Source organism: Gemmiger formicilis, assembly GCF_900167555.1.
GTDB classification, from domain to species: Bacteria; Bacillota; Clostridia; order Oscillospirales; family Ruminococcaceae; genus Gemmiger; species Gemmiger formicilis.
In genome coordinates, this window is the sequence record NZ_FUYF01000006.1 from 71123 (window position 1) to 95420 (window position 24298).

Sequence of the window (24298 nt, forward strand, 5' to 3'; positions counted from 1 at the left end):
AAATGGTGGAGTTTCCGCCACAAGGGGCGGAAACAAAAAGACTGCCGCCCTTTTGCGGGGCGGCAGCACGGTTTTCAGAACACGCCGCCGCGGGCGGCGTACCTGATTTATTATTTATTATTTCTTATCTATTATTTGCGCGCAGCGCTCTATTCTCCGCTCCGCTCCTCAAACCCGTATTCGTGTTCCTTTACGGGCAGGGGGGTGACTTCAACGTTCTCGATGCGGGCCCAGCGGTTGCTGCGCTCGATGAGGGGGACAAGGGCGTCGAGGGTGGCACGCTCGCCCTGGGCCTCCAGCGTGACGCTGCCGTCCCAGTTGTTGGCGACCCAGCCGGTCAGGCCCAGATGCAGGGCTGCGGCGCGGGCATAATAGCGGAAGCCTACGCCCTGCACTGTGCCGGTGAAGCGCCAGCGGCGGCGGATGGCGCTCATGCGTCGATGCCAGTGACGGTGTAATCCCTGGCCTCGACAGCGGTCTTGAGGTCGGCGTCGGCCACATCGTGGGTCAGGGACACAACGGCAGTGCCCTTCTCGTGGCTGACCTCGGCGCTCTGCACGCCGTCCAGGGCCTCCAATGCCTTCTTCACAGTGGCCTCGCAGTGGCCGCACATCATGCCTTCAATGTGAATCGTCTTTTTCATGGCAGTTCCCTCCGTTTGGGTGGTTTTATTTTCCGGGGCAGGCTGCACGGGGCAGCTGCCGGTGGGGCAGGGGATCTCGGGCGCAGACGCGCGGACCGGGGCTTTGCGCTTCGGCGGGGCATCGTGGGCGGCGCTGCGCGGGTCAAAGGTGTTCAGCCGCAGGGCATTTGTGACGACGCAGACGCTGGACAGGCTCATGGCCGCGGAGGCGATCATCGGGTTCAGCGTGATGCCGAAGCCCGTGAACACGCCCGCCGCCAGCGGGATGCAGATGGCGTTGTAGAAGAACGCCCAGAACAGGTTCTGATGGATGTTGCGCACCACCGCGCGGGACAGGCGCACCGCGGCGGGTACATCGGCCAGGTCGCTGCGCACCAGCACAACGTCGGCGGCGTCCAGTGCGACGTCCGCACCGGCACCGATGGCAATGCCGGTCTCGGCGCGGGTCAGGGCGGGGGCGTCGTTGATGCCGTCACCGACCATGGCGACGCGGCCCTGCTTTTGCAGTGCGCGGACCTCGGCTTCCTTGCCCGCGGGCAGGACGCCCGCAATGACATGGTCGGCGTCGAGGCCGACAGCCGCGCCGATGTGGCGGGCCGTGGCGGCGTTGTCGCCGGTCAGCATCACGACCTGCAGGCCGAGAGTTTGCATCTGGGCGATGGCGGCGGCGGAGGACTCCTTCACGACGTCGGACACGCCGATGACGCCTGCGGCCTTACCGGCCAGCGAGAAGTAGAGCGGCGTGATGCCGTCGGCGCTCATCTCGTCGCCCGCCTGCTGCAGGTCGTCGGGCAGGGCGCAGGTCTCGCGGATGAAATCGGCATTGCCGCCCGCAATGACCTTGCCCGCGACCTTGCCGCGCAGGCCCTTGCCGGGTACGGCCTCAAAGTCGGTCACAGTGGCGTAGGACAGATGGTCCTTCTCGGCGCGCTGCAGGATGGCGCGGGCCAGCGGGTGCTCACTGCGCAGCTCCAGACCGGCGGCCATGCTGAGCAGGAATTTCTCGGGCACGTTGCGGGTGCCGAAGATTTTTACAACGTTGGGCTCACCGGTGGTGACGGTGCCGGTCTTATCCAGCAGCACGGCGTCGGTGTAGCCGGTAGTTTCGAGGCTGGCGGCGGTCTTGAACAGGATGCCGTTTTTGGCACCCACGCCGCTGCCGACCATGATGGCGACGGGCGTCGCCAGGCCCAGGGCGCAGGGGCAGCTGATGACCAGCACGCTGATGCCGCGGGCCAGCGCAAATGTAAAGGTCTGGCCCAGCAGCAGCCAGATGACAAACGTGGCCGCGGCGATACAGATGACGGTGGGCACGAAGATGCCGGAGACCCTGTCCGCGGTCTTGGCCAGCGGGGCCTTCGTCGCGGCGGCGTCACGCACCAGGCGGATGACCTGGGACAGCGTCGTGTCCTGGCCGACGCGCTCGGCACGGCAGGTCAGCGCACCGTTCTGGTTGATGGTCGCGGCGCTGACGGGGGAGCCGGGGAACTTGTCCACCGGCATGCTCTCGCCGGTCAGGGCGGCCTCGTTGACCGTGGAGATGCCCTCGGTGACGGTGCCGTCCACGGGGATGCTCTCACCGGGGCGGACTAAAAAGAGATCGCCGACGTTGACCTCACTGACCGGGACTGTGACCTGCTCGCCGCCGCGCAGGACGCAGGCGGTCTGGGGGGCCAGCTTCATCAGGCTTTTCAGTGCGTCGGTGGTCTTGCCCTTGCTGTAGGCTTCCAGCGTTTTGCCGACGGTGATGAGCGTTAAAATCATGGCCGCCGATTCAAAATAAAGGTCGTGGCGGTACTGCATGACCAGGTCGTCGTTGCCGGTGCCAAGGCCGACGCAGATCATGACGATGGCGAAGATGCCGTAGGCCAGCGACGCACCTGCGCCGAGGGCGACCAGCGTATCCATGCCGGGCGCGCGGGTCTTGATGCCCTTCCAGCCCGAGAGGAAAAACGCGCGGTTGATCCAGCAGACGGGCAGGGTCAGCACCAGCTGGGTGCCCGCGTACAGGATGGCGTGCCAGCTGCCGCCGTGGAACACACTGCCCAGCGGCAGGCCGATCATGTGGCCCATCGAGACATACATAAGCGGGACAAGGAAGCAGAGGCTGGCAATCAGCCGCTTTTTGAGCTTGGGAGTCTCGGTGTCCTCGAGCTCGGCGCTTTCGCTCTCGGCGGAGGCGAGGGACGCGCCGTACCCGGCGGCGTCCACGGCGCGGAGGATGCGCCGGGCGGTGGCATCGGGGTCGGCGTCGGGGGCGTAGTCTACCTGCATCGAGTTGGTCAGCAGGCTTACGGCGACGGATGCCACACCCGGCACCGCCGCAACGGCTTTTTCCACATGGCTTGCGCAGGCCGCGCAGCTCATGCCGGTGATTTCGTAGCGTTGCATGGGGATACTCCTTTTTTGGTAGTGCAGAGAAAGCCTTCCCCCGAGGGGGAAGGCGGCGCGGAGCGCCGGATGAGGGGAGAGCTGACGGATACTGCCCGTGAGCGGGTGGTGTTGGCGGGGTCTGCCCTCATCAGTCACCTTCGGTGACAGCTTCCCCCGAGGGGGAAGCCTTTTATCTTATTAAAACAGATTTTCCGGCAGAACGATGTCGCTTTTCGGGACCTGGGACCAATCGAAGGTGCGGGCCAGGGCCTGGGGCGTTGTAGGGGCGGGGGAGGCTTGCAGGCCGCAGGCAAAGGCCAGCTTGCCGATGATCTCCTCGGGGGTGTATTTCTCCCGCAGGTTCTCGAGACTCTGGTCGCCGTCGCGCTTTGAGAGGCGGCGGCCATCGGAGGCCAAAAGCAGCGGCAGATGGTAGAATTTCGGCGGGGTCAGGCCCAGCTCCCGGTAAAGCCAGAGCTGGCGCGGTGTGCTGGACAAGAGGTCGCTGCCGCGCACGACCTCATCGACGCCCATCAGCGCGTCATCCACAACGACGGCCAGCTGATAGGCAAACACACCGTCGGCCCGCCGCAGGAAAAAATCCCCGCAGTCGCGGGCGAGGTTTTCTTCATAATGCCCCATGTGGCCGTCCTCAAAGGCGATGACCTCGTCGGGCACCTGCACGCGCCAGGCGGGGGCGCGGGTCTTGGAGCGCTCGGCAATTTCAGCGGGCGTCAGGCCGCGGCAGGTCCCGGCGTAGATGACCTGCCCGTCGCTGCGGTGGGGCGCGCTGGCCGCGTGCAGCTGACTGCGGCTGCAAAAGCAGGGGTAGACCAGCCCACGGCGGGACAATTCGTCGAAGTACCGCTGATAAATTTCGCTGCGGTCACTCTGGTAGACCGGCGGCATCGGGCCGTCGGCGGCAAGGCCGAGCCACGCCAAATCGTCCACAATGGCGTCCGCATAGCTGCGGGGGCAGCGCTGGGTGTCCAGATCCTCAATGCGCAGCAGCACCTGCCCGCCCTTGCTTTTGGCGCTCAGCCAGGCCAGCAGGCAGCACATCAGGTTGCCCAGGTGCATCCGCCCGCTGGGGCTGGGCGCGTAGCGTCCCGTGCTCATTCCAGCGTGTAGGTGCCGTCGCCAAGGGCACGCAGATGGACACGGTAGAAGGCGGCCACGGCCTTTGTCATGGCCTCGGCGTCGGTGACGCTGGCCGTCTCGACGGCACTGTGCATCGCGAACTGGGCGCAGCCGATGTCTGCCATCGGGATGGGCAGTGTGTGGCTCTGCAAATTGCCCAGCGTGCTGCCGCCGGCCTCGTCGGCGCGGTTCGTGAACACCTGCACCGGCACGTCGGCCTTCCGGCAGATGGCGCGGAAGATCGCGCCGCTGACGGCGTTCGTCGTGTACTTCTGGCTGGCGTTGTACTTGAGCACCACGCCGCCGCCCAGCCGCACGGGCGCGCAGGGGTCGGACTTCTGCGGGAAGTTCGGGTGGGTCGCGTGGGCGTTGTCGGCGCTCAGCATAAAGCTGTTGGCCATGGCGCGGTGGCTGGCCTGTGCGCTGTGGGGCACGGCCTCAAGGATGCGGTCCAGCACGTCGCGCAGGTAGCTGCTCGCGGCACCCATCCGGCTCGAGGAACCGACCTCCTCGTTGTCGAACATCGCCCAGACCGGGGCGCAGGCGCTGTCGGTCTCCCCAGACGCATCCAGAAAGCCCAGCAGCGTCGTGGCGGCACATTCCAGATCGTCAATGCGCGGGGCCATGAAAAATTCACCGTCGGGGCCGATCTGGGTCGGGGCCTGGCGGGTGACGAGCTGCAGATCGCTGTCCAGAATGTCGGCGGCCTCCACGCCGAGGGACTCGGCGACGAGGTCGGTCAAGGTGCGGCTGCCCGCGGGGCCCCACAGCGGCTGCATATCGACCTGCGGGTTGAAGGTGTGGCCCTTGTTGATGTCCCGCTGAAAGTGGATGGCCAGCGACGGGATGACGAGCAGGTCGCGGTCAAGGTACACAAGGCGGCTCTCGATGCCGTCCTCGGTCTTGACGAGGGCGCGCCCGCCGACGGTCAGCGGGCGGTCCAGCCAGGTGGACATGATCATCCCGCCGTAGCCCTCGACGCTCAGGCGGCGGCAGCCGTCGTTTTCAACGGTGTCGGCCTTGATTTTCCACGACGGGGAGTCGCTGTGGCTGGCCACGATGCGCCAGCCGCCGATGGCGTGCTGCGGCACGCGCCACGCCACAACGGACGAGCCGTTGCGGGTCGTGTAGTAGCCCTTGCCCGGCTCAAGGCTCCAGTAGTCGGCCTCCTCCAGCCGGGTGAAGCCGGCGGCGCACAGCCAGCTTTCGGCGGTGGCAGCAGCGTGGAACGGGGTGACGGACTCCTGCAGAAACTCTACTAAATCATCATACATAGGTTGTTTTCTCCTCTTGGGTGATTTTCCGCACATTTGGCGGTGAATATTGTAGGGCGGGGTGAGGTCAGGCTGCCCTACCTTATAATCATACACAACTATATTACCGCAAACATCCCTAAGAAACAAGTTGCAAACGCGGGGAAAATACCCTATACTTAGTATATTCAAATAGGCACTTTTGACAAGTACGCACTTTTTAGAAACCGCTACCCAAAAGGAGAGTGTGAGCAATGCACCCGAACGAACACTGTAACTGCCGCTATGCGGATGTGGGCTGTGACAGGATGGAGCAGGTCATGGACCAGATCAGCGGCAAGTGGAAGATGCGCATTTTATTCATGGTGGGCGCACACGGTACGCTACGCTACGGTGAGCTGCGCAAGCTGCTGGACGGCGTGACCCACAAGATGCTGTCGAACCAGTTGAAGGAGCTGGCCGCGGACGGGCTGGTGCAGCGCATCGACTACAACGAGGTCCCGCCCCGGGTCGAGTACCGCCTGACCGAAAACGGCGAGGCGCTGATGCCGATTTTTGATGACATTCAAAAATATATCCGCCGCCAGAGCTGCGGCGACTGCTGCAAGCAGGAAACACGCCACACCTGCTGTGAATAGTATAAAGTAGGATTGGGGGCGTTGGTATGCGTAGGTTAGCGATTCTCTTAGCGGGGGCCGCCCTGCTGGCCGGGTGCGCGGCCCCGGCGGTGCCGGAGGCGGCGTCCGCGGTGCAGGCGGTATCGTCCGAAGCGGGCACCGGGCACGCAGGCAGCCGGACCGAGCAGCTTGCCGTGCTGGATGGGCTGGTGGATTTCGGCGCGGACACGGCAGGCTGCAGCCTGAAAACGGCCCGGACCGCGGCGGTACTGGTGGAGTACCTGAGCGCGTCGGAGTTTGAGGATGGTACAGCGGATACCTGGCGGGCCGGGCTGAGCGGCGACGCGCAGGAGCGGCTGGCGCTGAACTGGCCGGGCATCCTGGCCGAAGCACAGGCGATTTGTGCCGACCCCGCGGCCTGTGCCGATGAGCTGGCGTCCGCGGGCGTGGAGACGGATTTCCCCGGTATGGAGCTGGACGGTGTGCCGGATAAGCTGACGGCGCTGGACGCAGTGCTGGGCGCACAGGGGAAGCCCGTAAAATGATAACAAAAAAGACAGCAGGTACGCGGTTTTTGCGTGCCTGCTGTTTTTTCGACAGCGGAAAACAGCTGTCCCTAAAATAAAACGGCGTTCGGTCTTATAATGCGGCAGGATTCGACAAACGGTTATGGTAAGATGAGGGTGTTCCGAGAAACGGACACCATAAATGATACAAAATGAAAGGCCTACAAGCTATGAAAAAACAAAGTCTGAATGCACTCGCTGCCTCCTACCGCGCTGACCTGCTCTACTACATTGAGCGTGCCAAGCTGGGCAAGTGCCCGCCCCACTGGCAGGCCTACTGCTTTGGGGAAATCGCTGCTGCCAAGGGCACGGATGCCTACCCTGAGGACGGCGACGCACTGCTGGACGAGCTGCACCGGCTGGTGGACACCGTGCCCCAGATCACGAACCGCGAGGAAAGCGCGGCGGAGATCGCCGCCTACCGCGGGCAGATGCTCTTTTACTTTGACCGCGACTACTACACGCTGGCCGAGCTGGTGCGCCTGCCGGACCGGAAAAAGTACGGCGCCTGCGTTTACATTGACGCCGACGGCAGCAGGCAGGACCGCCCGGGCTATGCCAATGACATAGCACTGCAGGTGGACGAATGGCGCAGGGAGAACGGCATCCCGTTTGACAAGTCGACCATCGCCGCCAGCCCCAGCGAGGTAGACGGCGGCGAGTTTGACACGATGGACGAGGCACTGCGGTACCTGTACACCTGCCTGAATTTCCCGGACAGCGTATTATGCTGAAAAAATCCCGCCGGAAAAGGGCATCCGACGGGATTTTTTGTGCGGTATAGCGGAGAACGGAGGCGGGGTGAGGGCACCCCGCCCTACGCATGGCCCGGAAGGCTCCTGCTTTACAGCTCGTACAGCTCGGTGTATTTCTTCTTTAAATAATCGGTGAAGTGGTGCGGGTCGAACTTGCCGCCGCAGAGGCTCTCGACGAGCCAGGCGGGCTCCTTCATGCTGCCCCACTGCCAGACGCGCTCCTTTAAGGCGGCCTTCAGCGGCTCCATGTCGCCGTTGGCCCACTGGGCGTCAAAGTCGTTTGTTTTGCGCAGGTCGTCGAGGGCCTGTGCGCCGTAGGCACTGCCGAGGGCATAGCTCGGGAAATAGCCGATGTCGCCCATGGACCAGTGGATGTCCTGCAAACAGCCGTGGGCATCGTCGGGCACATCGACGCCGAGGTACTCTTTATACTTGGCGTTCCAGGCGGCGGGCAGGTCGGCCACGGCCAGTGTGCCCTGCATCAGGGCCTTTTCCAGCTCATAGCGCACCATGATATGCAGGGAGTAGGTCAGCTCGTCGGCCTCGGTGCGGATCAGGCCCGGTTCGGCGCGGTTGACGGCGCGCCAAATCTCCTCGGCGGAGACGTCGGCCAGCTGCGCGGGGAACAGCTCCTTCAGCGTCGGGTACAGGTAGTGGACAAAGGCGCGGGAACGGCCCACCAGGTTCTCAAACAGGCGGGACTGGCTCTCGTGAATGCCCATCGTCGCGCCGTGGGTGACGACGGTGTAGTCGTAGTCGGGGTTGATGTTCAGCTCATACAGCGCGTGGCCGCCCTCGTGGGCGACGCTGTAGAGGTTCGAGAAGATGTCCCGGGGCATGTAGTGGGTCGTGATGCGCACATCGCCGCGCCAGAACTCGGTGGTGAAGGGGTGCTCGCTCTCGGCCAGATAGCAGTGGGCCGGGTCAAGGCCCCACAGCTCCATGATCTTTTTGCTGACCCGGCGCTGGGCGTCGATGGGCCACTCCTGGTCAAGGAAGTCGGTGCGCACGGCCTTGCCGCGGGTCTGGATGTCCGCCAGCAGCGGGACGATGGTTTCGCGCAGAGTCGCGAAAAATTCATCGCACTGGGCAATGGTCAGGCCCTTCTCGTAGCGGTCCAGCAGGACCTCATAGGGGTCGCGGTCCGGCGCAAAATACCGGGCCTGGGCGCGGCGGGCGGCGATGATCTTTTCCAGATACGGCGCGAACAGGCTGAAATCGTTCGTGCGCTTGGCCTTGGTCCAGGCGGGCACGCTTTGGCTGCACAGCTTGGTGAAGGCGGCGTACTCGTCGGCGGGGATCCGGGCGATCTCGTCGTACTGGCGCTGCAAATTGCGGACCTCGGCGCGCTCCTGCTCGGTCTCGGCGTCGGCAGCGGCCTCCTTCAAAAGGGCGGCGGTGCCGTCGTTGACCAGCAGGTCAAAGCTGGCGCGGCTCAAAACCTCGGTGGCCTCGGCGCGGCCATCGGCGCTGCCCTCGGGCGCGACGGTCTCGGCGTCAAAGTCGATGACGGTCATAGCATACAGGTAGGCGTACAGCTGCTTTTCCAGCGCACGCAGGCGGATGATGGAAGGCTTCATGGTGGTGACCTCGTTTCATAGTGATGCCTTCCCCCTTGGGGGAAGGTGGCCGAAGGCCGGATGAGGGGCAGGTCTGCGGGGATAGCCCATGAACAGGCTGCGGCGGAAGGCTGGCCCTCATCAGTCCGCTTTGCGGACAGCTTCCCCCGATGGGGAAGCCCTTATAAGCATCATACCACACCTCGCGCACTTTTTCCATTGCCAACCGGGCAAAAGTGTGGTATTGTGGATATACTACTACAAAAAGGAGGTCACCTGCCATGTCGGAGCAGCCGCTTGTCAGTATTATCGTGCCGATTTATAATGCCCAGGATCATATCGCCCGCTGTGTGGAGAGTATCCGCCGCCAGACCTACCGGAACCTTGAAATTCTGCTGCTGAACGACGGCAGCCAGGACGTCAGCCTGGAGGTCTGCAAGATGTATGCCAACGTCGATCCGCGCATCGTGCTCATCGACAAGGCCAACAGCGGCGTGGCCGCGACCCGCAACATGGGCCTGCGGGAGGCCAGGGGCAAGTATCTGCAGTTCGTCGATGCCGACGACACGATCCAGCCCTACGCCACGGAGCTGCTGGTGCAGCGGGCCGAGGAGAGCGGCGCCGATTTGGTCATTGCGCACTACAACCGCATTACGCCGCCCCGCCCCCGTGCCGAGGATGACCCCCGCCCCGAGCGGCCCACCAAGGTGCAGACCTACGGCTTCCTGATGGAGGGCCCGATGACGAAGGAGGAATTCGCCGCGGGCCTGATGCAGGAACCGGCCAGCTTTTACTACGGTGTGATGTGGAATAAGCTCTACCGCGCCGACATTGTCCGCGCGCACGATGACATTATATGCGCCGAGGACATGGACTGGTCGGAGGACTTGTATTTCAATTTGAGCTATATCCGCTATGCGGAGAAGTTCTACGCGCTGTCGACGCCGATCTACAACTATTTCAACACGCCCGGCAGCGCGGTGCACACGGCGCTGAACCCGGTGAACATCGTGGCGACCCGCGCGACCCTGTTTGCATATTATAAGGAGCTGTATGAGCATCTGGGCCTGTATGAGGAGTACAAGCCGCAGATCTACAAGTATCTGGTGGCGGTGGCAGAGGCGTGAGCGCGGCGAATAGTACGCGGTAGGGGCCGGGCAGACGGTGGAAAACGGGCAATAAAAATAGCGTAGGGGAGGGTTTTTAACCCTCCCCTACGTATTGCATTATACTTTCTGCTCAAACAGCCCGTGCTTATTACAGTACCAATAGAGCTTGCCGTGGCCGCGGCGGAAGAAGCGGGCGGCGGCGGGACCCTCGGGGTAGAGGCGGACAAGCTCAAAGCGGTCCCCAGTGACGTAGACGATGAAGGAAATGTAGTGCGTCTTGGTCATCTCATGGGGGATTTCCACGTACAGCTCATGCTCGATTTCGGTGACGGCGGCGTTGTGGGCGTCGTCGGGTGCTTCTGCCTCCAGCTGGGGCAGAGTGACGCCGCAGCAGCTGATGCCCGCCGCGCCGGTAGCGGGCAGGATGTTGCCGCAAATCGGACAGACGTAGAGGCGGCTGCGCAGCAGGTTGGCGGAACGGTTCGCGTTGGTGATGACCTCGCCGGAGAGCAGCTCCGGCAGCGAGACGTGCAGCGCGGCGGCCAGCGGCTCCAGCAGGGTGATGTCGGGCAGGCCGCGGCCCGTCTCCCACTTGGAGACGGTCTTGTCGCTGACGCAGAGCTGGTCCGCCAGCTGGGCCTGGGTCAGGCCGCAGCGCTCCCGCAGGGCCTTGATGGCGGCCCCGGTAATATAGTGATCCATGGGTGGTCACGCTCCTTTCGTTTGGTCTGATGATACCACAGGGAAGGCGCGGGGACAACCTGCGGAAAGTAGAATGGGGGCTGAGCCGGGAACGGGCAGCTGTGCGCTTACAATTGAATCGTAGGGAGGGGTCTTGACCCCTCCGTGCCTGTGTGCGGCGGCGGAAGCCTCGGCGGAGCGGTCAAGACCGCTCCCAACAAACCGGTGGAAAACGGGCAATAATAAAATAAAAAGTAATAGGGGAGGGCTTTAGCCCTCCCCTACGTATATTCTGTTTTACACCCAATGCCCGAAGCGGTAGACCGGCTTCGTCGGCTCGGGGGGACGCAGGTCGTCGCCAAGATAGATGTCGATGGCGTTGCGCTGCATGCGGCGGGCGACCTTGTCAGGCAGATGGGCAAAGCCCTCGGCCAGGTTGGGCGGGCGCTTGACCGGGTGGTGGCAGTCGCTGCACAGAATGTGCACAAGGTTCCACTCGATCAGCTTGTGCAGCCACTTGGCGGTGTGTCCGTCCCGGATCAGGCCGGTGGCGTTGATCTGCGCCAAACACCCGTCGCAAACCCAGTTGTAGAGCAGCGTCGGGTCCTCGGTCACAAAGGGATAGCGCTCCACGTGGGCCAGAATCGGCGTGTACCCCTGCGCACGGATGGCGTAGAGTGTCTCGTCGATGCCCGGCGGGTGCATCGTGGTGGGGAACTCAATCAAAATATAGTTGCTCCCCGCAAAGGCCAGCTGGCGCAGGTCAAGGCTGGGCAGCGCGGTGGAGTAAAACACCTCGGCACCCATCTTACCGGCCAGCCGCAGGCCCTCGGCCTTGCAGGCCGCGGACACCTGCAGGAACGCTGCCTTGCGCCGCGCGGTAAACTGCTCCACGGAAATGCGCTCATAATAGAAGTGCGGCGTGAACACAATGCCCGCCGCACCATCCTGTAATTCCTTGCGAATGAGCGACATTGACATATCCAGATCTTTGGCACCGTCATCAATGCCGGGCAGGATGTGGCAGTGCAGCTCTACAAGGGCATTACTCATGCATCGTTTCCTTTTTTATCTTCGTCGTAATAGCTGTAGGAGTAAGCGTAGGAGTAGCCGTCGCGGCGGCCGCTCTGCGTGCCATTGTAGCCGTTCATGACAACACCCAGGATGTGGGCGTTGACGGCCTCCAGGTTCTTTTTGCTGAGCTGGGCGCTCTGAATGGTGGTGACGCCGGGGCGCACGACCAGCAGCACGCCGTCTGCAATGCCGCAGAGGACCGCTGCGTCGGTGACAACGCTGACAGGCGGTGTGTCGATGATGACATAATCAAATGCCTTCTGCAGGGAGGCAAAGATCTTCTCGGTCATAGGGGTGGAGAGCAGCTCAGTGGGATTCGGCGGGATCGTACCGGCGGTCAGGACCGTGATGCCGGAATCCTTGACGCGGACAAGCGCCGCGGCCAGCGCGCCTTCATCCTTGGAGGTGATGACGTTCGTCAGACCGGCATGGTTGCGCGGAATGCGCAGATAGCGGGAGATCGTTGCCTTGCGCAGGTCACAGTCCACCAGAACAACACGATTGCCGGAGGCGGTCAGTGTCATGGCCAGGTTGAGGGCTACGTTGCTCTTGCCCTCCTCCGGGACAGAGGAGGTAATCAGGATGGTCTTGCAGTTGCCGGCAGAGGAAAGAAATTCCAGGTTGGTACGCAGAGATTTGTAGGCTTCCACAAACTGGAACGGGGCGTCGCCGCCGACGGTATACAGTTTGCGATGGCTGGTGTTTTTGCTTGCCTTGCTCATTTCTTTTTACCTCCCTGATATTCCGGAATGACGCCCACAACGGCGAGGTCAAGATACTTGGCCACATCGTCCTCGGTATGGATCTTGTTGTCCAGCAGGACGGTCAGCAGGATGATGCCGACGCTGATGACCAGGCCCAGCACGCCGCCCAGCATGGTGTTGCGGCCCACGTTGGGGGAGACAGGGGCCGGGTTAATAGCAGCGTTAGAAATGACCTTTACAGAGCCGGCCTCAACGGACTCGAGGATGACGTCGGGGGAGATTACAGTGATCTGCTCACAGACCTGACGCGCCCACTCGGGGTTGTCGCTCTTGACTGTGACCTTCATGACCTGAGTGTCATCCACGGCGCTGACTGTGACGCGGCTTGCCAGCTGCTGATAGGTCAGGGACAGACCCAGGTTGTCAATGACCTGCTGCAGCACGGTATCGCTCTTGATGATGATGCTGTAGGTGGAAACCAGCTTGGTGGCGGAGTTGATCTGGTCGCTGGTGACGTTGGAGGTGATGTCCTGACGGGTGTTGACGATCATCAGGGCGGAAGCCTCGTATTGCGGGGTGATAAGGAACTTGGAGACGCCGAACCCGGCAGCGGCCAGGATCACGGTGGCGAGAATGACGGCCAGCAGGTGCTGCCGGACGGCGTTCAGGACCTCCAAGAGGTCAATCGTTTCGTAACCTTCGTTTTCCATGTGTGGGTCCTCCTGTTAAATGTTCTGGCGGCGTTTCATGCGGCTTCTGGCGGTGATGGTCAGGGCCAGAAGGATCACGGCGACTGCGCCGTAGATGATAGCAAACAGGCCGAAGCGGCCAAAAAGATTCTGCACATAGGTGACGATCAGCTGCTTGACCGAAGCGGGATTGATGCTCAGCGTCTCCATGTGGATCGCAGGGAAAATAATGGTGGCGGCCAGCGCGCAGAGCGCCGCAGCCGCAGTGAAAGCAAACGTCAGGCAGCGCACGCCGTAGCGGGAACTGCCGGCTAAGCGCAGCATCACAAAGAGGCTGACTGCGCAGAGCACCGCCATGATGGCGACGGCCACCGGCACAACACGGCTGCACTTTTCAATAAAAGTGTACAGCTGGCTGGCCAGGGGTACCGTGACATAGTTGGCGTAGTCCAGACGGCAGGCGTCGGCGACGACGACGACGGCGGATTCCACATCGGATGTGACCTCGACGCCGCGGCTGTTCAAATCGTTGATCAGGTTGTCATACGTCGTATTCAGAATCGCGTTGCGGGTGTCAATAGCGGTGTCGCCCTGGTACAGACGGGTGATGGAATCCTCCATATCCGCCGTGATCTGGTCGCGGGAGAGGGCGGCGGTCATCACGTCGGCGGAGAAGCCGGACGATGCGCCGTAGCTGATGAAGTTGTCATACAGATAGCTGTAGGCGGCCTCACTGAAATCACTGCGGTTGACCTGCTCCCTCATGTAGGAGGCGCTGCAGATCGTTGTCATCAGGACAAGGCAGAGCGCCAGCAGTGCCAGCAGCAGACTGGACAGCCAGCTTAAAACCGTGGCCCACACAACGCTGCCCTTGCGGCGGGGGTGCGGATCTTGTTTTTGTGCCATACCTACACCCCCTTAGCTGTTGGCGTCCAGCACGGGGCCGGACACGTATTTGGCATAGACGAAGAAACGGTTCGGCGTGAAGCCGAGCGCATCGAAGGGATAGCAGGTGTACAGGATCAGATTCTCGTCGGTGCGGGTGAAGTCGTAGGCGGTCTCGTCCTGATAGTCGAGGATCTCGGTGCCGGTGACCTCATAGGTGTAGACGCCGTAGTGGGTCGTGATCGTGACCGTCGCGCCGGCCTCGGCGTGCTGCAGGTCATTGAAGAAGGTGTTGTTGTGCCCGGCCAGCAGGATGGTCTTGCCCTCGCCGGGAATGCCGACGCGGGCGTCGTCCTTGTAGGTGCCGACGCCGGCGTTCAAAATTTTGTTCGTGTCGCCGTAGTAGACCGGGGCGTCCACGTTGGTGCCGGAGATCGTGATCGTCGCGTAGCGGTCCCCCTCGGACGGGTAGGTGACGGAGCTCAGCGGCAGTGTCTCGGGCTGGGTCTCGGGCTCCTCCACGGTGCCGCCGTTGATGACGGTGGCGGCATCGTCCAGCAGATCCCTGGGCTGCGCGACCTCCGTTGTGCTGAAGAACCAGCCCAGCAGGGCCTGGTACGGGGTCAGCACGGTGCGGCCCACGATAAAGACCAGCGCGGTGCTGACCAGAACAAAGGCCAGCGGGACCACTACATAAGCCAGTGGACTGCGGCGCAGAAAAGAGTGGTTCTTGCTTGCCTGCATGGTGATATGCTTCCCCCCCCTGATATGATTGATAATTACGGCATCCTACATTATAAACTATTTTCTATATAAAAGGAAGGTCTAAAACAGGAATAAATTGACCAATTCCGTGTAAGCAACGAAAAACGGGCAGAGCCAGAGGTTCTGCCCGCTGCCGGTCAAAAACCGGACTTATGCAGCTGGATTACAGTGCACGCTCCTTGCGGACGGCCATGCCGAGCATGCCGACAACAGCCAGAGCAGCGACAGCAAAGACAACGGCGGTGTTATCGCCGGTGGCCTTGATGACAGCGCCGGAAGAAGCGGTGATGGGGTTCGCAGCGGAAGAAACGGTCTTGACGCTGGAAGCGGCGGCACTGTTCTGGGCGGCGTTGCTGACAGCGTCGCTGGCAGAGGTGTTGTTGTCAGTGGTGGTGGTAGACAGAGGCCGGGCGATAGCACCGGAGTCAGTCGTGCCGTTGACGGTGACGTCAGCACTGACAACGAACTGGGAAGAGTCGCTGGTATCGAGCGCCGGGTTGGAGATGACGATACCGACAGCGCTCAGCATGCTGTTCATGGAGGCCACAGCGTCGTTGGCAGCCTTGAGGGCGACATTGGCGTCGGTGGTGCCCTTGATGGTGTTGACGGCGTTAGCGGCAACAGCCTTCAGGGAATCCATGTTGGCATAGATGACGTTCAGCTGGTCAGCGGTCAGCTTGTTGACCGTGTTGTCGATGGTGGTGACGCCGTAGCTGGCAGCGAAAGACAGGATTTCCTCTCTCGCGCGCTTTGCGTTATTGGGCTTGTTGAAATCAGCAGCGAAAGCGGAGGTAGCGAAGACGCAAGCCATCACAACACCCAGCAGAACGGCAGCGAACTTCTTGAAGTTGTTCATTGGTGGTATCCTCCTTTCTTCTAAAGATATATGGGTGTGTTGCCCATATACCATACTGCAGGAAATTCATACTTTCCCCTTTTAATATGGTTCTTAAATTATAGCACAATGCCGGGAAAAATTCCAGCACATATCCATAAAAATGATATGAATTTTTCGGGATTTAGAAAATTGAACAAAGAAAAAAGTGTCAAAACGGTAAAAACTGACGCGCGCCATACAAATGTGTACCAGCGTTATGAAGTAATGTGCGAAGGACCCAACGAAACGGCAAAAAATGTGCGTTTCTTCCCGCCCGGTTGAAAGCCGCCCGGCAGTGTGATACAATAAAAGCCAAACAGGAAAGTGAGGAGAAGCGGCATGCAGACCTGCAATATTATGGGCGTGAACATCGCCGTCACCGACATGGACAAAACGCTGCGCCTGGTGGAGGACAACTGCGAGGCATGGCGCGGGAAATATATCTGCGTGGCGAACGTCCACACCACCGTTACGGCCCACGACGACCCGACCTATCTGCGGGTGCAGAACGGCGCGGTCATGGCCCTGCCAGACGGCGGGCCGCTGTCCAGATACAGCCGCAAGAAGGGCTTTGCCGACGCCGCCCGCGTGACAGGCCCCGACCTGATGCGCGAGCTTTTGAAGGAGAGCGGGACAAAGCACTACCGGCACTATTTCTACGGTTCCACGCAGGAGACGCTGGACATCCTGCGCGAAAAAATTACGGAAAAGTACCCCGGCGCGGTCATCGCGGGGATGTACTCTCCGCCGTTCCGCTCGCTGACGGCGGACGAGGATGCGGAGATCGTGGAGAAAATCAACGCGGCAAAGCCGGATTTTGTCTGGGTGGGCCTGGGCGCGCCGAAGCAGGAGCGCTGGATGGCCGCCCATGAAAACCGCGTGCAGGCGCTGATGCTGGGCGTGGGTGCGGCCTTTGACTACGAGGCCGGCAACATCCGCCGCGCCCCGGCCTGGATGCAGCGCTGCAATCTGGAATGGCTGTACCGCCTGATGCAGGACCCGAAGCGGCTTTTCAAACGCTATTTCGTGACGAACACCAAGTTTTTGTGGTGGAGCTGGAGACACTAAGGAAGGCTCCCCCCTCGGGGGAAGCCTTTTGCGAGCATCGCCCCTTTTTATGGGTGGCGGTGCTCTTTTTTGTTTGTTTATACGCTCTTTTCGGTTTTCCACGCTCTGCGGCAAAAAACAGCGTGCGGGGGTGGTATAGTGCAAAGCGTCCGAGACATATACTGTACATTTACGGAGGGCTTGCACGATGGCTGTACTGAACGGGGAACGTATGCACGACACAATGGAAAGGCTGCTGCCCGGAGCGCGCAGTGCGGCGCTGCTGTGGCAGGGCGCGGCAGTGCTGGGCGGCGCGGCGCTGGGGGCCGGGCAGGTCTACGGCGGGGCTGCGCCGTTTGGGCTGGCGCTGGTCATCGGCTGCCCGCCGTCCTACTGCCTGGCCGCGGCGCTGGGTACGCTGGCGGCGGGACTGGCGTTCCAGCCGATGCTGCTGGGCGTCAAGCTGGCCGTGGCGGCCGTGGCTTCCGCGGCGGTGCGGCGGCTCATTGATGGCCGCCCCGGGGCCGGGGCGCTGGCGGGCTGCCTGACGCTGACGGCGGCGCAGGTGCTGCAAATCGTGCTGGCGGGGGGACTTTTCAACCCGGGGCAGACCGTCACGGTGGGGTGTACGGCGCTGCTAGCCGCGGTTTTTGGCTGGGCGTTCGCGCATTTTCCGGCGCGGGAGCCGCGCGGCGTCTGCCTATGGCTGGCTGTGGCTACGGCATGCCTGCAGCGCTGTGCCGTCGGGCCCTTGGCTCCGGGCCTGGCGCTGGCCGCGGGGGCCGGGCTGTGCGCGGCCATCGGCGGCACGCTGGAGCAGACCGCCGTGCTGAGCATTGCGCTGGCGGCGGCCATCACGGCGTCGGGGCCGACACTGGCCTACGCCGCGCTGGCTGTGGCGCTGGGCAGTCTGGCGGCATCCTGCCTCTGCCCGGGGGAGCGGGGCCGCTGCGCCGGGGTGTTTGCGGCGGGCTGCACCGCGGGGGCACTGGCCGCGCCCGACGCTGTCAGTGTGCTGCCGCTGGCGGTCAGTGCCGGGGTGGGCGTTGTGGCTGCGCTGGCTGTGCCGGGGAGCGTGCTGCACAAAATTTTCCCGCCGCCCGCGCCGCCCGTGCAGACGCAGGGCCTGGGCGGGGCAGCGCGCAAGCTCTCCGCCGTGGCGGACACGCTGAGCGACATTGCCGACACGGTCAACGCGGTCTGCCAGCGGCAGCTGCCGCCCAAGGGCGAGACCTTTGACTTTGTGGTGGAGCAGGTCGCCCGCACGACCTGCCAGAGCTGCACCCGCCGCAGCCGGTGCTGGGTGCGCGGCTACGCCACGGCCATGGACGGGCTGTACCATTTGAAGCCGACGCTCGAGAGCAAGGGCCGCGTGGAGGTCGAGGACCTGCCGGGGCAGCTGGCGGGGTGCATCCACCCGGCAGACCTCTGTACAGCGGCCAACCATGGTTACCGGCTGTGGCGCAGCCGCCGCCAGACCCGTGCCCGGGCTGTGACGCTGCGCGCCGCCCTGACCGAGCAGTACAGCGCACTGGCCGGGGCGCTGGCCCAGCTGGCGGGCAAGCTGGGCCAGGCCGGTCTGCCCGACCCGCGGCGTGAGGCCCGCGTGGCGCAGCTGTTTGCCGAGCTGGGGCTGGACGCGCTGGAATGCAGTGTGACCGCTGATTTGGCCGGACGGCTGACTGTGAATGTGACAATCTGCCGCACGCGGTTCACCCCCGACGAGGTCGCGGGCCTGACCGACGAGATGACCCGCATCTGCCGCCGCGACATGGATACGCCCGAAATCACCCACTGCCGCACGGTCACGATGCTGTGCTTTGGCGAAAAACCGCTGTTTACCGTTGAATTTGGCGCGGCGGCGCACGCAGCCGGCGGGCAGAGCGTCAGCGGCGACGCGCTGGACCAGTTTTGCGACACGAGCGGGCGGGCGCAGATGCTTTTGTGCGACGGCATGGGCACGGGCCGCGCCGCCGCCGTGGACGGTCAGATGGCGGCCAAGCTGACGGCACAGCTGCTGCGCGCCGGGTTCGCAGCGGAGAGCGCTGCCCGGCTGGTGAACGTGGCGCTCGGCCTGAAGGGAGCCGAGCAGGAGGCCGGGGCGACGCTGGATCTGCTGACGGTGGACCTGTACACCGGGCGGGCCGGGCTGTTCAAAGCGGGCGCCGCACCGAGCTTTCTGGTGCGCGGCGGCGTGCCGCGGATGCTGGACGGTGCAAGCCTGCCCATGGGGGTGCTGGACAGTCTGGTGGGACGGAGCACGACGTTTGCGCTGGATGCCGGGGACTGGGTCGTGCTGGTCAGCGACGGTGCGCTGACCGACGGGAGCGACTGGCTGATGCAGCAATTGCAGCTTTGCGCCAAATTGGGCCATACGCCGAAGCAGGCCGCCGAGACCGTGGCTGACGCCGCCGCCCGCCGCGCCGGGGCCAAGCAGGATGACATAACGGTGGCGGTGCTGGCGATGGGGAGAGCAGGGTAAACAGGAGGGAACCCTGTAGGGGCGGGCACTGCCCGCCCGCGCCGTTTGCGGCAGTGAGACAGCGCCCGGGCGGATATGGAATCCGCCCCTACGGCTGTAGGGGGCGATGCTCGTCATCGACCCGGAGGGCTTCCGCTGACGCACACCTCCTGCGGGCGAGCAATGCTCGCCCCTACAGAATGAAAAACACGCCCCGCGGTTCAAAATGAACTGCGGAGCGTGTTTTGGGTTTAAAATAGCTTTTGCTTTTTGGTGGGCTGGGGGTCGAAGGGGGTGTCCTCGTGGTGGCGCTTGATAAAGACCTGGCGGGTCTTTTCGGTCACGCTGCGTCCGTTGTGCTTGGGGACAGAGTAGAATGTCCGGGTGATGTTGTAGTACCCCAGTAGGTGCTGCACCAGATATTGTGCTACGGCGGGCAGACAATCGGTGTCGTCGATGGTCTCGTAATTGTAGTCGCCGTAGAGGAACGGTACCTCGTCGCTGCCGGCAAACAGCGTGATGGCGGCCTCGTCCAGGACGATCTCCCGGATGACGCTCTGCTGCAATCCCGCAGTGCCGCACTCGGCGGCGCGCTTCGATGCCAATGGGCGCTGATCCAGCGGCACGCTCTGGGGGTCGAGCTTCTCGGTGCCGCGCTGGCCGATCTCCAGCAGGATGTCGCGCATCATGCGGCTCTCCAGCAGCGGGCGGATGCGTTCCCTTGCGCGGGCTTGTTCGGTTTTGTTCTGGATGGTGGTAATCAGGCCCATGTGGGCGCCTCCTTGCAAAGTATGACGATTTGATAACAGTATACCACATCCGAAAGCAGGATGACAACCGTTCCCGATTGTAAAATTCCGCAAAATTACCCGACGACGAGCACCTGCAGACTGGCCGTGCCGTGCTGCACGGTGTAGCGGTCTGTGATGGTAAAGTGCTGCTCGATCCAGGCGTGGAATTCGGCCATGTCGCGGACCTCGGCATCATCGTAGAGGATGACGGCGGGCTGCTTTTCCGGCAAAAGCGCATAGTACTGTTCAAAACGCGGGTCGCTGTCGGTGCCCGAGATGACGGACGCCTGCGCGACGGTCAGCGTGCCGTCTGCCATCAGAAAGCCGAGGCCGTGCTGCTCACCGATGGCCTGGAGCACGCTCTTGCCCGCATAGGGGGCGAGGGCTTCATACAGGCATTCCTGCATGTCGGCGGCCTTGGTGTCGGCCCAGGTCCCGGCGGCGGGGCCGCGGGTGATCCTTTCGGGCTGGATGGCCGTGATCGGCTCACAGTGCCAGCCGGTCTCCAGCACAAGGCAGAGCCTCGGCACGGCACAGGCCAGCAGGAGCCCGGCTGTCAGCAATGCCGCCGCGGCGCGGTGCCGCCGGGTCGGGCGGGGCTTGAGCAGCAGCACTGCCGTTCCGCAGACCGCGGGCCAGAACAGGTACATAAAGGTCGTTGGCAGCGCGATCAGCGTGGAGCGCAGGATAAACAGGTACGCCGCTATGCCGGGCAGCCAGCCCAGCCAGAACAGCAGACGGCGCAGGGGGCGGTGGTCGGCCTCGCGCCGGTCACACCAGAACGTCCAGCCGCCGGCCAGCGCGAACGCCGGGCACATGTAGCGGAAATCCAGCTCCTGCGCGCGCAGACAGTAGGCCGTGCACCAGAGAGAGAGGAAGAACGCTGTGTACCAAAGCGCCTTTTCAAGGCTGCGGGCAAAGCCGCGGCGCTCGCCAAAGAGCATCCCGGCGGCGGCCAGCGCCACACCGGCCAGGGCCGAAAGCCAGCAGTTGCCGATGACGGCGGAAAGCTGGGAACGGAGCATGGCAAGACGGTCCGCTGTGGTAAAATCATACTGTGGGTCGTGTAAAATCAGGTCGGCGCGTGCGAGCAGGGCGGCGAAATCAAAGCCCATGCCCTGCAAAACATACACGACAAACGCACCGCCGCAGACGGCACAGGTCAGCACAAATACCCAGAGACCGCGGCATTTGTCGGCACTGCCGCGGCCCAGCAGGAGCAGCGCCAGCATCAGCACCGGCGCGGCAGCGAGGGTCTGCGGGTAGGCGAGGAAGCTCAGGCAGGCGCAGACGCCGCCCGCCGCGACCCGCCACAGACCGCGGTACTGCCGCGGGCCGGGCGCGTAGTAGCCGTACAAAAACAGGAACGCCGCCAGCGTAAAGTGGAACTGCTGGCTGACGTAGTCCGGCCCCAAAAACCACTTGGGCGTGAAGGCCAGCACGGCCAGCGTCAGCAGATAGGCGCAGCGCCCCCCGAGGGCCACGCGCAGGCTGCGGTAAAACCAGACGGCCAGCGCGAGCTTGACAGCCAGCACAGCGCCGCGCACAAACAGCAGCACGCCGGTGGTCGTGCCCGCGACGGCGGTAAACAGGCCGATGAGCAAAGCGGGCGGCAGGGCGGCCAGCTGGTGCGGCTCCCACATCGAGTAAAAGAGCCGGTCACCGCGCACAAGGCGGAAGCCGAGGGACAGGGCGTACTCCTCGTCGATCTCCAGCCCCAGGAACATTGTGCGGACGAGCGCGGCCAGCGCCAGCAGGCCCAGCAGGGCAAGGATGATTTTTTCAATTGTCGGTTTTTTGGTATGGCTCATAGATCGTTTTTAAAATCAATGCGGCGGCGCAGCAGCGTGTCGCGCGCCAGCCAGAGATAGGGCAGCCAGTTCAGGCGGAACGCCTCCCACTTGCGCTGGACAAAATTCTGCGGCTTGGCAGCGCCCTTGACGCTTTCCACGTTGATGCAGCGGCTTTTTTGCAGCACAAGAATGGCCTCATGCCCGGTGGGCGTTTCCTCCGGCGTGCAGTAGTCGGGCGGCAGGATGCGGAATTTTCCGGGCGTTTCGGCGACCAGGCGGTTGAGCTGGCTTTCATCGTGAAAGCGCGCAATGACGTTGTTTTGCAGATCCTCGTCCGTGCGCTTTTTCAGCTCCCGGCACAGGGCCAGATAGGCCGCCGCCGTGCCGCCGTTCAGCCCGCCCGCCACGTAATACTGCCCGCAGCTGTACGGGATGGACGCCCGGCTTTTGCCGCTGCGGTCATAGGGGTGGAAAATCGGATTTTTGCCATAGTAGGGCAGGTGGCAGACCGCGGTCAGGCTCTGCCCGGCGGCGGGGTCGGGCAGCAGCTCGTCGGCGCGGATGACGCGGGTGCAGTGCAGGTTGGCGTTGGCAAAGAACAGGTAGTCATAGCCTTGCAGCGCGTCGGCCTGACCGAGGAAGGCGTCAAAGCGCAGCATCGTGCTCTGCGGCCAGGGCAGGGCCTTCTGATAAATGCGGCGCACGTCGGGGGCGTCCTCATAGTCAATATGCGCTGCATCGGTAAAAACGTAGAAGATGCGGTCACAGTCAGGCAGAAAATTTGCCTTGAAGTTGGGGTAAAAATCATGCCAGAACACCGCGTAGGGGCCGGTGCAGATATACAGGATGGCGAGAGTTTTCATAAGATCACCACGTTATTTGCCTCCCTCGCGTGCGAGGGAGGTGGCCCGGAGGGCCGGAGGGAGGGCGGCAGGCGGAAAGCTCCCCCACCGCCTGCGGCGGAGCCCCCTCCCAGAGGGGGCCAAGAAGGGAAGTCACTTTTTCAGCAGCTTCTTGGCCACCTTGCCCGCGTACTGGCGCAGGTAGGCGGCGTCTTTGCCCCAGCCGTAGACGGCGAGGTTCAGGGCGTTGGGCACGACGAGGACGACGAGAATCCGCGGCACAAGGCCGAGCCAGCCGCCGGGCATCCGGGCGCAGAGCGCGTAGCTGCCGCCCATGCAGACAGCCAGCGTGACCAGATGCAGAGCCTGCACGCCGAGATAATGCCCGAGCCCGCCGCGCATGTACTGGCGGAACACGACCCGGATACGCCCGGCCCACATGATGCAGTGGGCGACGACGGTGGCGATCAGTGCGCCGGTGATGTCGAACAGCGGGAACAGGATAAAGCTGAGCGCCAGATTGACCGTGGCCGACGCGACCATGAACCACTGGTCGTCCTCAAAATGGCCGAGGACGGCGCGGTAACTGCCGAGCATCCGGTGGTTCCAGCCGACGTACTCATTTAAGCAGAACACGAGCACGAAGCCCAGCGGCAGCAGCCATTTTTCGCCCATCCAGGACGCCATGAACGGCTGGAACAGGCAGAAATACGCTGTAGCTACGAAGCTGGCAAACAGGTAGCTGAACAGGTCCATGCCCCAGAACACCTGCTTGTCGTGGTCGTTGGCGGCGGCGGACTTGTCGTAGACGATGCTGCCGATGGCCGCGGCGAAGCTGTCCATGACCTTGTTGCCGAGGTCTGTGGCGGAGGTCGAGATCGTGTTGTAGTTGCCTAAAAACGTCGTCTGGGTCGAGCCGCCCAGGCGGGAGGTCACGATGGTGTCGGACGAGCCGTAGATGGTGTTGGACAGGCGGTGCACCAGAAAGTACCGCAGATCGTGGAAAATGCCGAGGTCTTTAAAGTCGTTGACCGTGACCTTAACGTCGTGTACGTAGGGAAAATCCTTCCTGAAGCGGCGGGCAATCAGCAGGTTGGCCGTGACGTTGAAGAAGATCGTCACGCTGAAATAGAGCACGTAGTTGGGGAACCACAGCGACACGGCAATTTTGGCAAGGCTCGTCAGCACGTTGCAGCAGAAGTCGATCTGGGTGCAGCGGTAGCCCTGCTGGGTGCAGGTGTACATCAGGCGGCGAGTTATCAGAAAATAACTGCACAGCGTTGAAACGACGTTCAGGCCGTAGACTGTGTATGCCGTGGCGGCGGGCACGTCGGGCATGATCCACCGCAGGGCCGCCGCGCCGATGAGCGCCAGCCCCGCAATGACCAGGCCGACGACGCGGTAGGCCCACTTGTACATCGACATGTACTTGCTGATCTTTTCCTCATTTTTGGCGGCGATTTGCTCGTAGAGACGATAACTTATGACGCTGCCAACGCCGAACTCGGCGATGGAGAAAAAGTTGAAAAGCTGGCTGACGACCTGCGATGCCGTGGTGATCTGCGGGCCGAAGTTATCGACGAGCAGACGCCGCGTGACGAGGCCCAGCAGCAGAAGCAGCAGACTGGACCCGAGAGCGTAGGCCATATTCAGTAAGGTACGTTTGGTACGCAA

22 protein-coding genes are annotated in these 24298 nt (G+C 62.9%); 6 read left to right on the forward strand and 16 right to left on the reverse strand.

Annotated elements, in window-relative coordinates:
• Positions 1-149: 149 nt before the first annotated feature.
• The 4 genes from B5D32_RS07005 to B5D32_RS07020 all read right to left on the reverse strand — a co-directional run bounded on the left by B5D32_RS07005 (position 150) and on the right by B5D32_RS07020 (position 5430).
• A complete protein-coding gene (locus B5D32_RS07005; RefSeq protein ID WP_078784349.1) occupies positions 150-434 on the reverse strand; it encodes an acylphosphatase in 285 nt (94 codons plus the stop codon).
• Positions 431-3034: a heavy metal translocating P-type ATPase gene (locus B5D32_RS07010; RefSeq protein WP_078784350.1), complete on the reverse strand. Its 2604-nt coding sequence runs from the start codon at positions 3032-3034 to the stop codon at positions 431-433. The genes B5D32_RS07005 and B5D32_RS07010 overlap by 4 nt, the downstream gene beginning before the upstream one ends.
• 180 nt (positions 3035-3214) lie before the next feature.
• The gene (gene gluQRS / locus B5D32_RS07015; protein ID WP_078784351.1) at positions 3215-4135 is read right to left on the reverse strand and encodes a tRNA glutamyl-Q(34) synthetase GluQRS; all 921 of its coding nucleotides are present in this window, start codon (positions 4133-4135) and stop codon (positions 3215-3217) included.
• On the reverse strand, positions 4132-5430 hold the full coding sequence (locus B5D32_RS07020) for a M18 family aminopeptidase (RefSeq protein WP_078784352.1): 1299 nt from the start codon (positions 5428-5430) through the stop codon (positions 4132-4134). Before B5D32_RS07020 ends, gluQRS begins: the two co-directional genes overlap by 4 nt.
• Before the next feature lie 233 nt (positions 5431-5663).
• Between B5D32_RS07020 and B5D32_RS07025 the strand changes: the two genes are divergently transcribed.
• From B5D32_RS07025 to B5D32_RS07035, 3 genes are all read left to right on the forward strand, one after another.
• The gene (locus B5D32_RS07025) at positions 5664-6047 is read left to right on the forward strand and encodes a winged helix-turn-helix transcriptional regulator (RefSeq protein WP_242943410.1); all 384 of its coding nucleotides are present in this window, start codon (positions 5664-5666) and stop codon (positions 6045-6047) included.
• A 26-nt stretch (positions 6048-6073) separates the two neighbouring features.
• Positions 6074-6571, forward strand: coding sequence for a hypothetical protein (locus tag B5D32_RS07030; RefSeq protein ID WP_078784353.1), 498 nt, complete (start codon positions 6074-6076; stop codon positions 6569-6571).
• Between the two features lie 191 nt (positions 6572-6762).
• Positions 6763-7326 carry a hypothetical protein gene (locus B5D32_RS07035; protein WP_078784354.1) on the forward strand — a complete coding sequence of 188 codons (564 nt, stop codon included), beginning with the start codon at positions 6763-6765 and terminating at the stop codon, positions 7324-7326.
• A 110-nt stretch (positions 7327-7436) separates the two neighbouring features.
• Here the strand turns inward: B5D32_RS07035 and B5D32_RS07040 are convergent, their stop codons facing one another.
• Entirely contained in the window at positions 7437-8927 is a 1491-nt protein-coding gene (locus B5D32_RS07040; protein WP_078784355.1) for a carboxypeptidase M32, read from the reverse strand.
• A gap of 260 nt (positions 8928-9187) precedes the next feature.
• Here B5D32_RS07040 and B5D32_RS07045 point away from each other — a divergent pair, with 260 nt between their 5' ends.
• Complete coding sequence (locus tag B5D32_RS07045; protein WP_078784356.1) at positions 9188-10033, forward strand: glycosyltransferase; 846 nt, start codon at positions 9188-9190, stop codon at positions 10031-10033.
• A gap of 99 nt (positions 10034-10132) precedes the next feature.
• On the opposite strand, the gene B5D32_RS07050 is transcribed toward B5D32_RS07045, so the two are convergent.
• The 7 genes from B5D32_RS07050 to B5D32_RS07080 all read right to left on the reverse strand — a co-directional run bounded on the left by B5D32_RS07050 (position 10133) and on the right by B5D32_RS07080 (position 15669).
• Positions 10133-10717, reverse strand: a complete 585-nt coding sequence (locus tag B5D32_RS07050) for a helix-turn-helix domain-containing protein (protein WP_078784357.1) — start codon at positions 10715-10717, stop codon at positions 10133-10135.
• A gap of 276 nt (positions 10718-10993) precedes the next feature.
• Positions 10994-11749: a tyrosine-protein phosphatase gene (locus B5D32_RS07055; RefSeq protein ID WP_078784358.1), complete on the reverse strand. Its 756-nt coding sequence runs from the start codon at positions 11747-11749 to the stop codon at positions 10994-10996.
• Entirely contained in the window at positions 11746-12492 is a 747-nt protein-coding gene (locus tag B5D32_RS07060) for a CpsD/CapB family tyrosine-protein kinase (protein ID WP_078784359.1), read from the reverse strand. Before B5D32_RS07060 ends, B5D32_RS07055 begins: the two co-directional genes overlap by 4 nt.
• The gene (locus tag B5D32_RS07065) at positions 12489-13184 is read right to left on the reverse strand and encodes a YveK family protein (RefSeq protein WP_078784360.1); all 696 of its coding nucleotides are present in this window, start codon (positions 13182-13184) and stop codon (positions 12489-12491) included. The genes B5D32_RS07060 and B5D32_RS07065 overlap by 4 nt, the downstream gene beginning before the upstream one ends.
• Before the next feature lie 15 nt (positions 13185-13199).
• Positions 13200-14069, reverse strand: a complete 870-nt coding sequence (locus tag B5D32_RS07070; protein WP_078784361.1) for a hypothetical protein — start codon at positions 14067-14069, stop codon at positions 13200-13202.
• Positions 14070-14081: 12 nt separating this feature from the next.
• A complete protein-coding gene (locus B5D32_RS07075; RefSeq protein ID WP_078784362.1) occupies positions 14082-14792 on the reverse strand; it encodes a class D sortase in 711 nt (236 codons plus the stop codon).
• A gap of 184 nt (positions 14793-14976) precedes the next feature.
• Positions 14977-15669: a hypothetical protein gene (locus B5D32_RS07080; RefSeq protein ID WP_078784363.1), complete on the reverse strand. Its 693-nt coding sequence runs from the start codon at positions 15667-15669 to the stop codon at positions 14977-14979.
• 360 nt (positions 15670-16029) lie between these two features.
• Here B5D32_RS07080 and B5D32_RS07085 point away from each other — a divergent pair, with 360 nt between their 5' ends.
• Together B5D32_RS07085 and B5D32_RS07090 are read left to right on the forward strand one after the other, a co-directional pair.
• Positions 16030-16758: a WecB/TagA/CpsF family glycosyltransferase gene (locus tag B5D32_RS07085; protein WP_078784364.1), complete on the forward strand. Its 729-nt coding sequence runs from the start codon at positions 16030-16032 to the stop codon at positions 16756-16758.
• A 187-nt stretch (positions 16759-16945) separates the two neighbouring features.
• Positions 16946-19219, forward strand: coding sequence for a SpoIIE family protein phosphatase (locus B5D32_RS07090; RefSeq protein ID WP_078784365.1), 2274 nt, complete (start codon positions 16946-16948; stop codon positions 19217-19219).
• Positions 19220-19449: 230 nt separating this feature from the next.
• On the opposite strand, the gene B5D32_RS07095 is transcribed toward B5D32_RS07090, so the two are convergent.
• The 4 genes from B5D32_RS07095 to B5D32_RS07110 all read right to left on the reverse strand — a co-directional run bounded on the left by B5D32_RS07095 (position 19450) and on the right by B5D32_RS07110 (position 24298).
• Positions 19450-19968 carry a hypothetical protein gene (locus B5D32_RS07095; protein ID WP_078784366.1) on the reverse strand — a complete coding sequence of 173 codons (519 nt, stop codon included), beginning with the start codon at positions 19966-19968 and terminating at the stop codon, positions 19450-19452.
• A gap of 95 nt (positions 19969-20063) precedes the next feature.
• A complete protein-coding gene (locus B5D32_RS07100) occupies positions 20064-21800 on the reverse strand; it encodes a hypothetical protein (protein ID WP_078784367.1) in 1737 nt (578 codons plus the stop codon).
• On the reverse strand, positions 21797-22645 hold the full coding sequence (locus tag B5D32_RS07105) for a glycosyltransferase family protein (protein WP_078784368.1): 849 nt from the start codon (positions 22643-22645) through the stop codon (positions 21797-21799). The genes B5D32_RS07100 and B5D32_RS07105 overlap by 4 nt, the downstream gene beginning before the upstream one ends.
• Positions 22646-22777: 132 nt before the next feature.
• Positions 22778-24298, reverse strand: a complete 1521-nt coding sequence (locus B5D32_RS07110) for a polysaccharide biosynthesis C-terminal domain-containing protein (protein ID WP_078784369.1) — start codon at positions 24296-24298, stop codon at positions 22778-22780.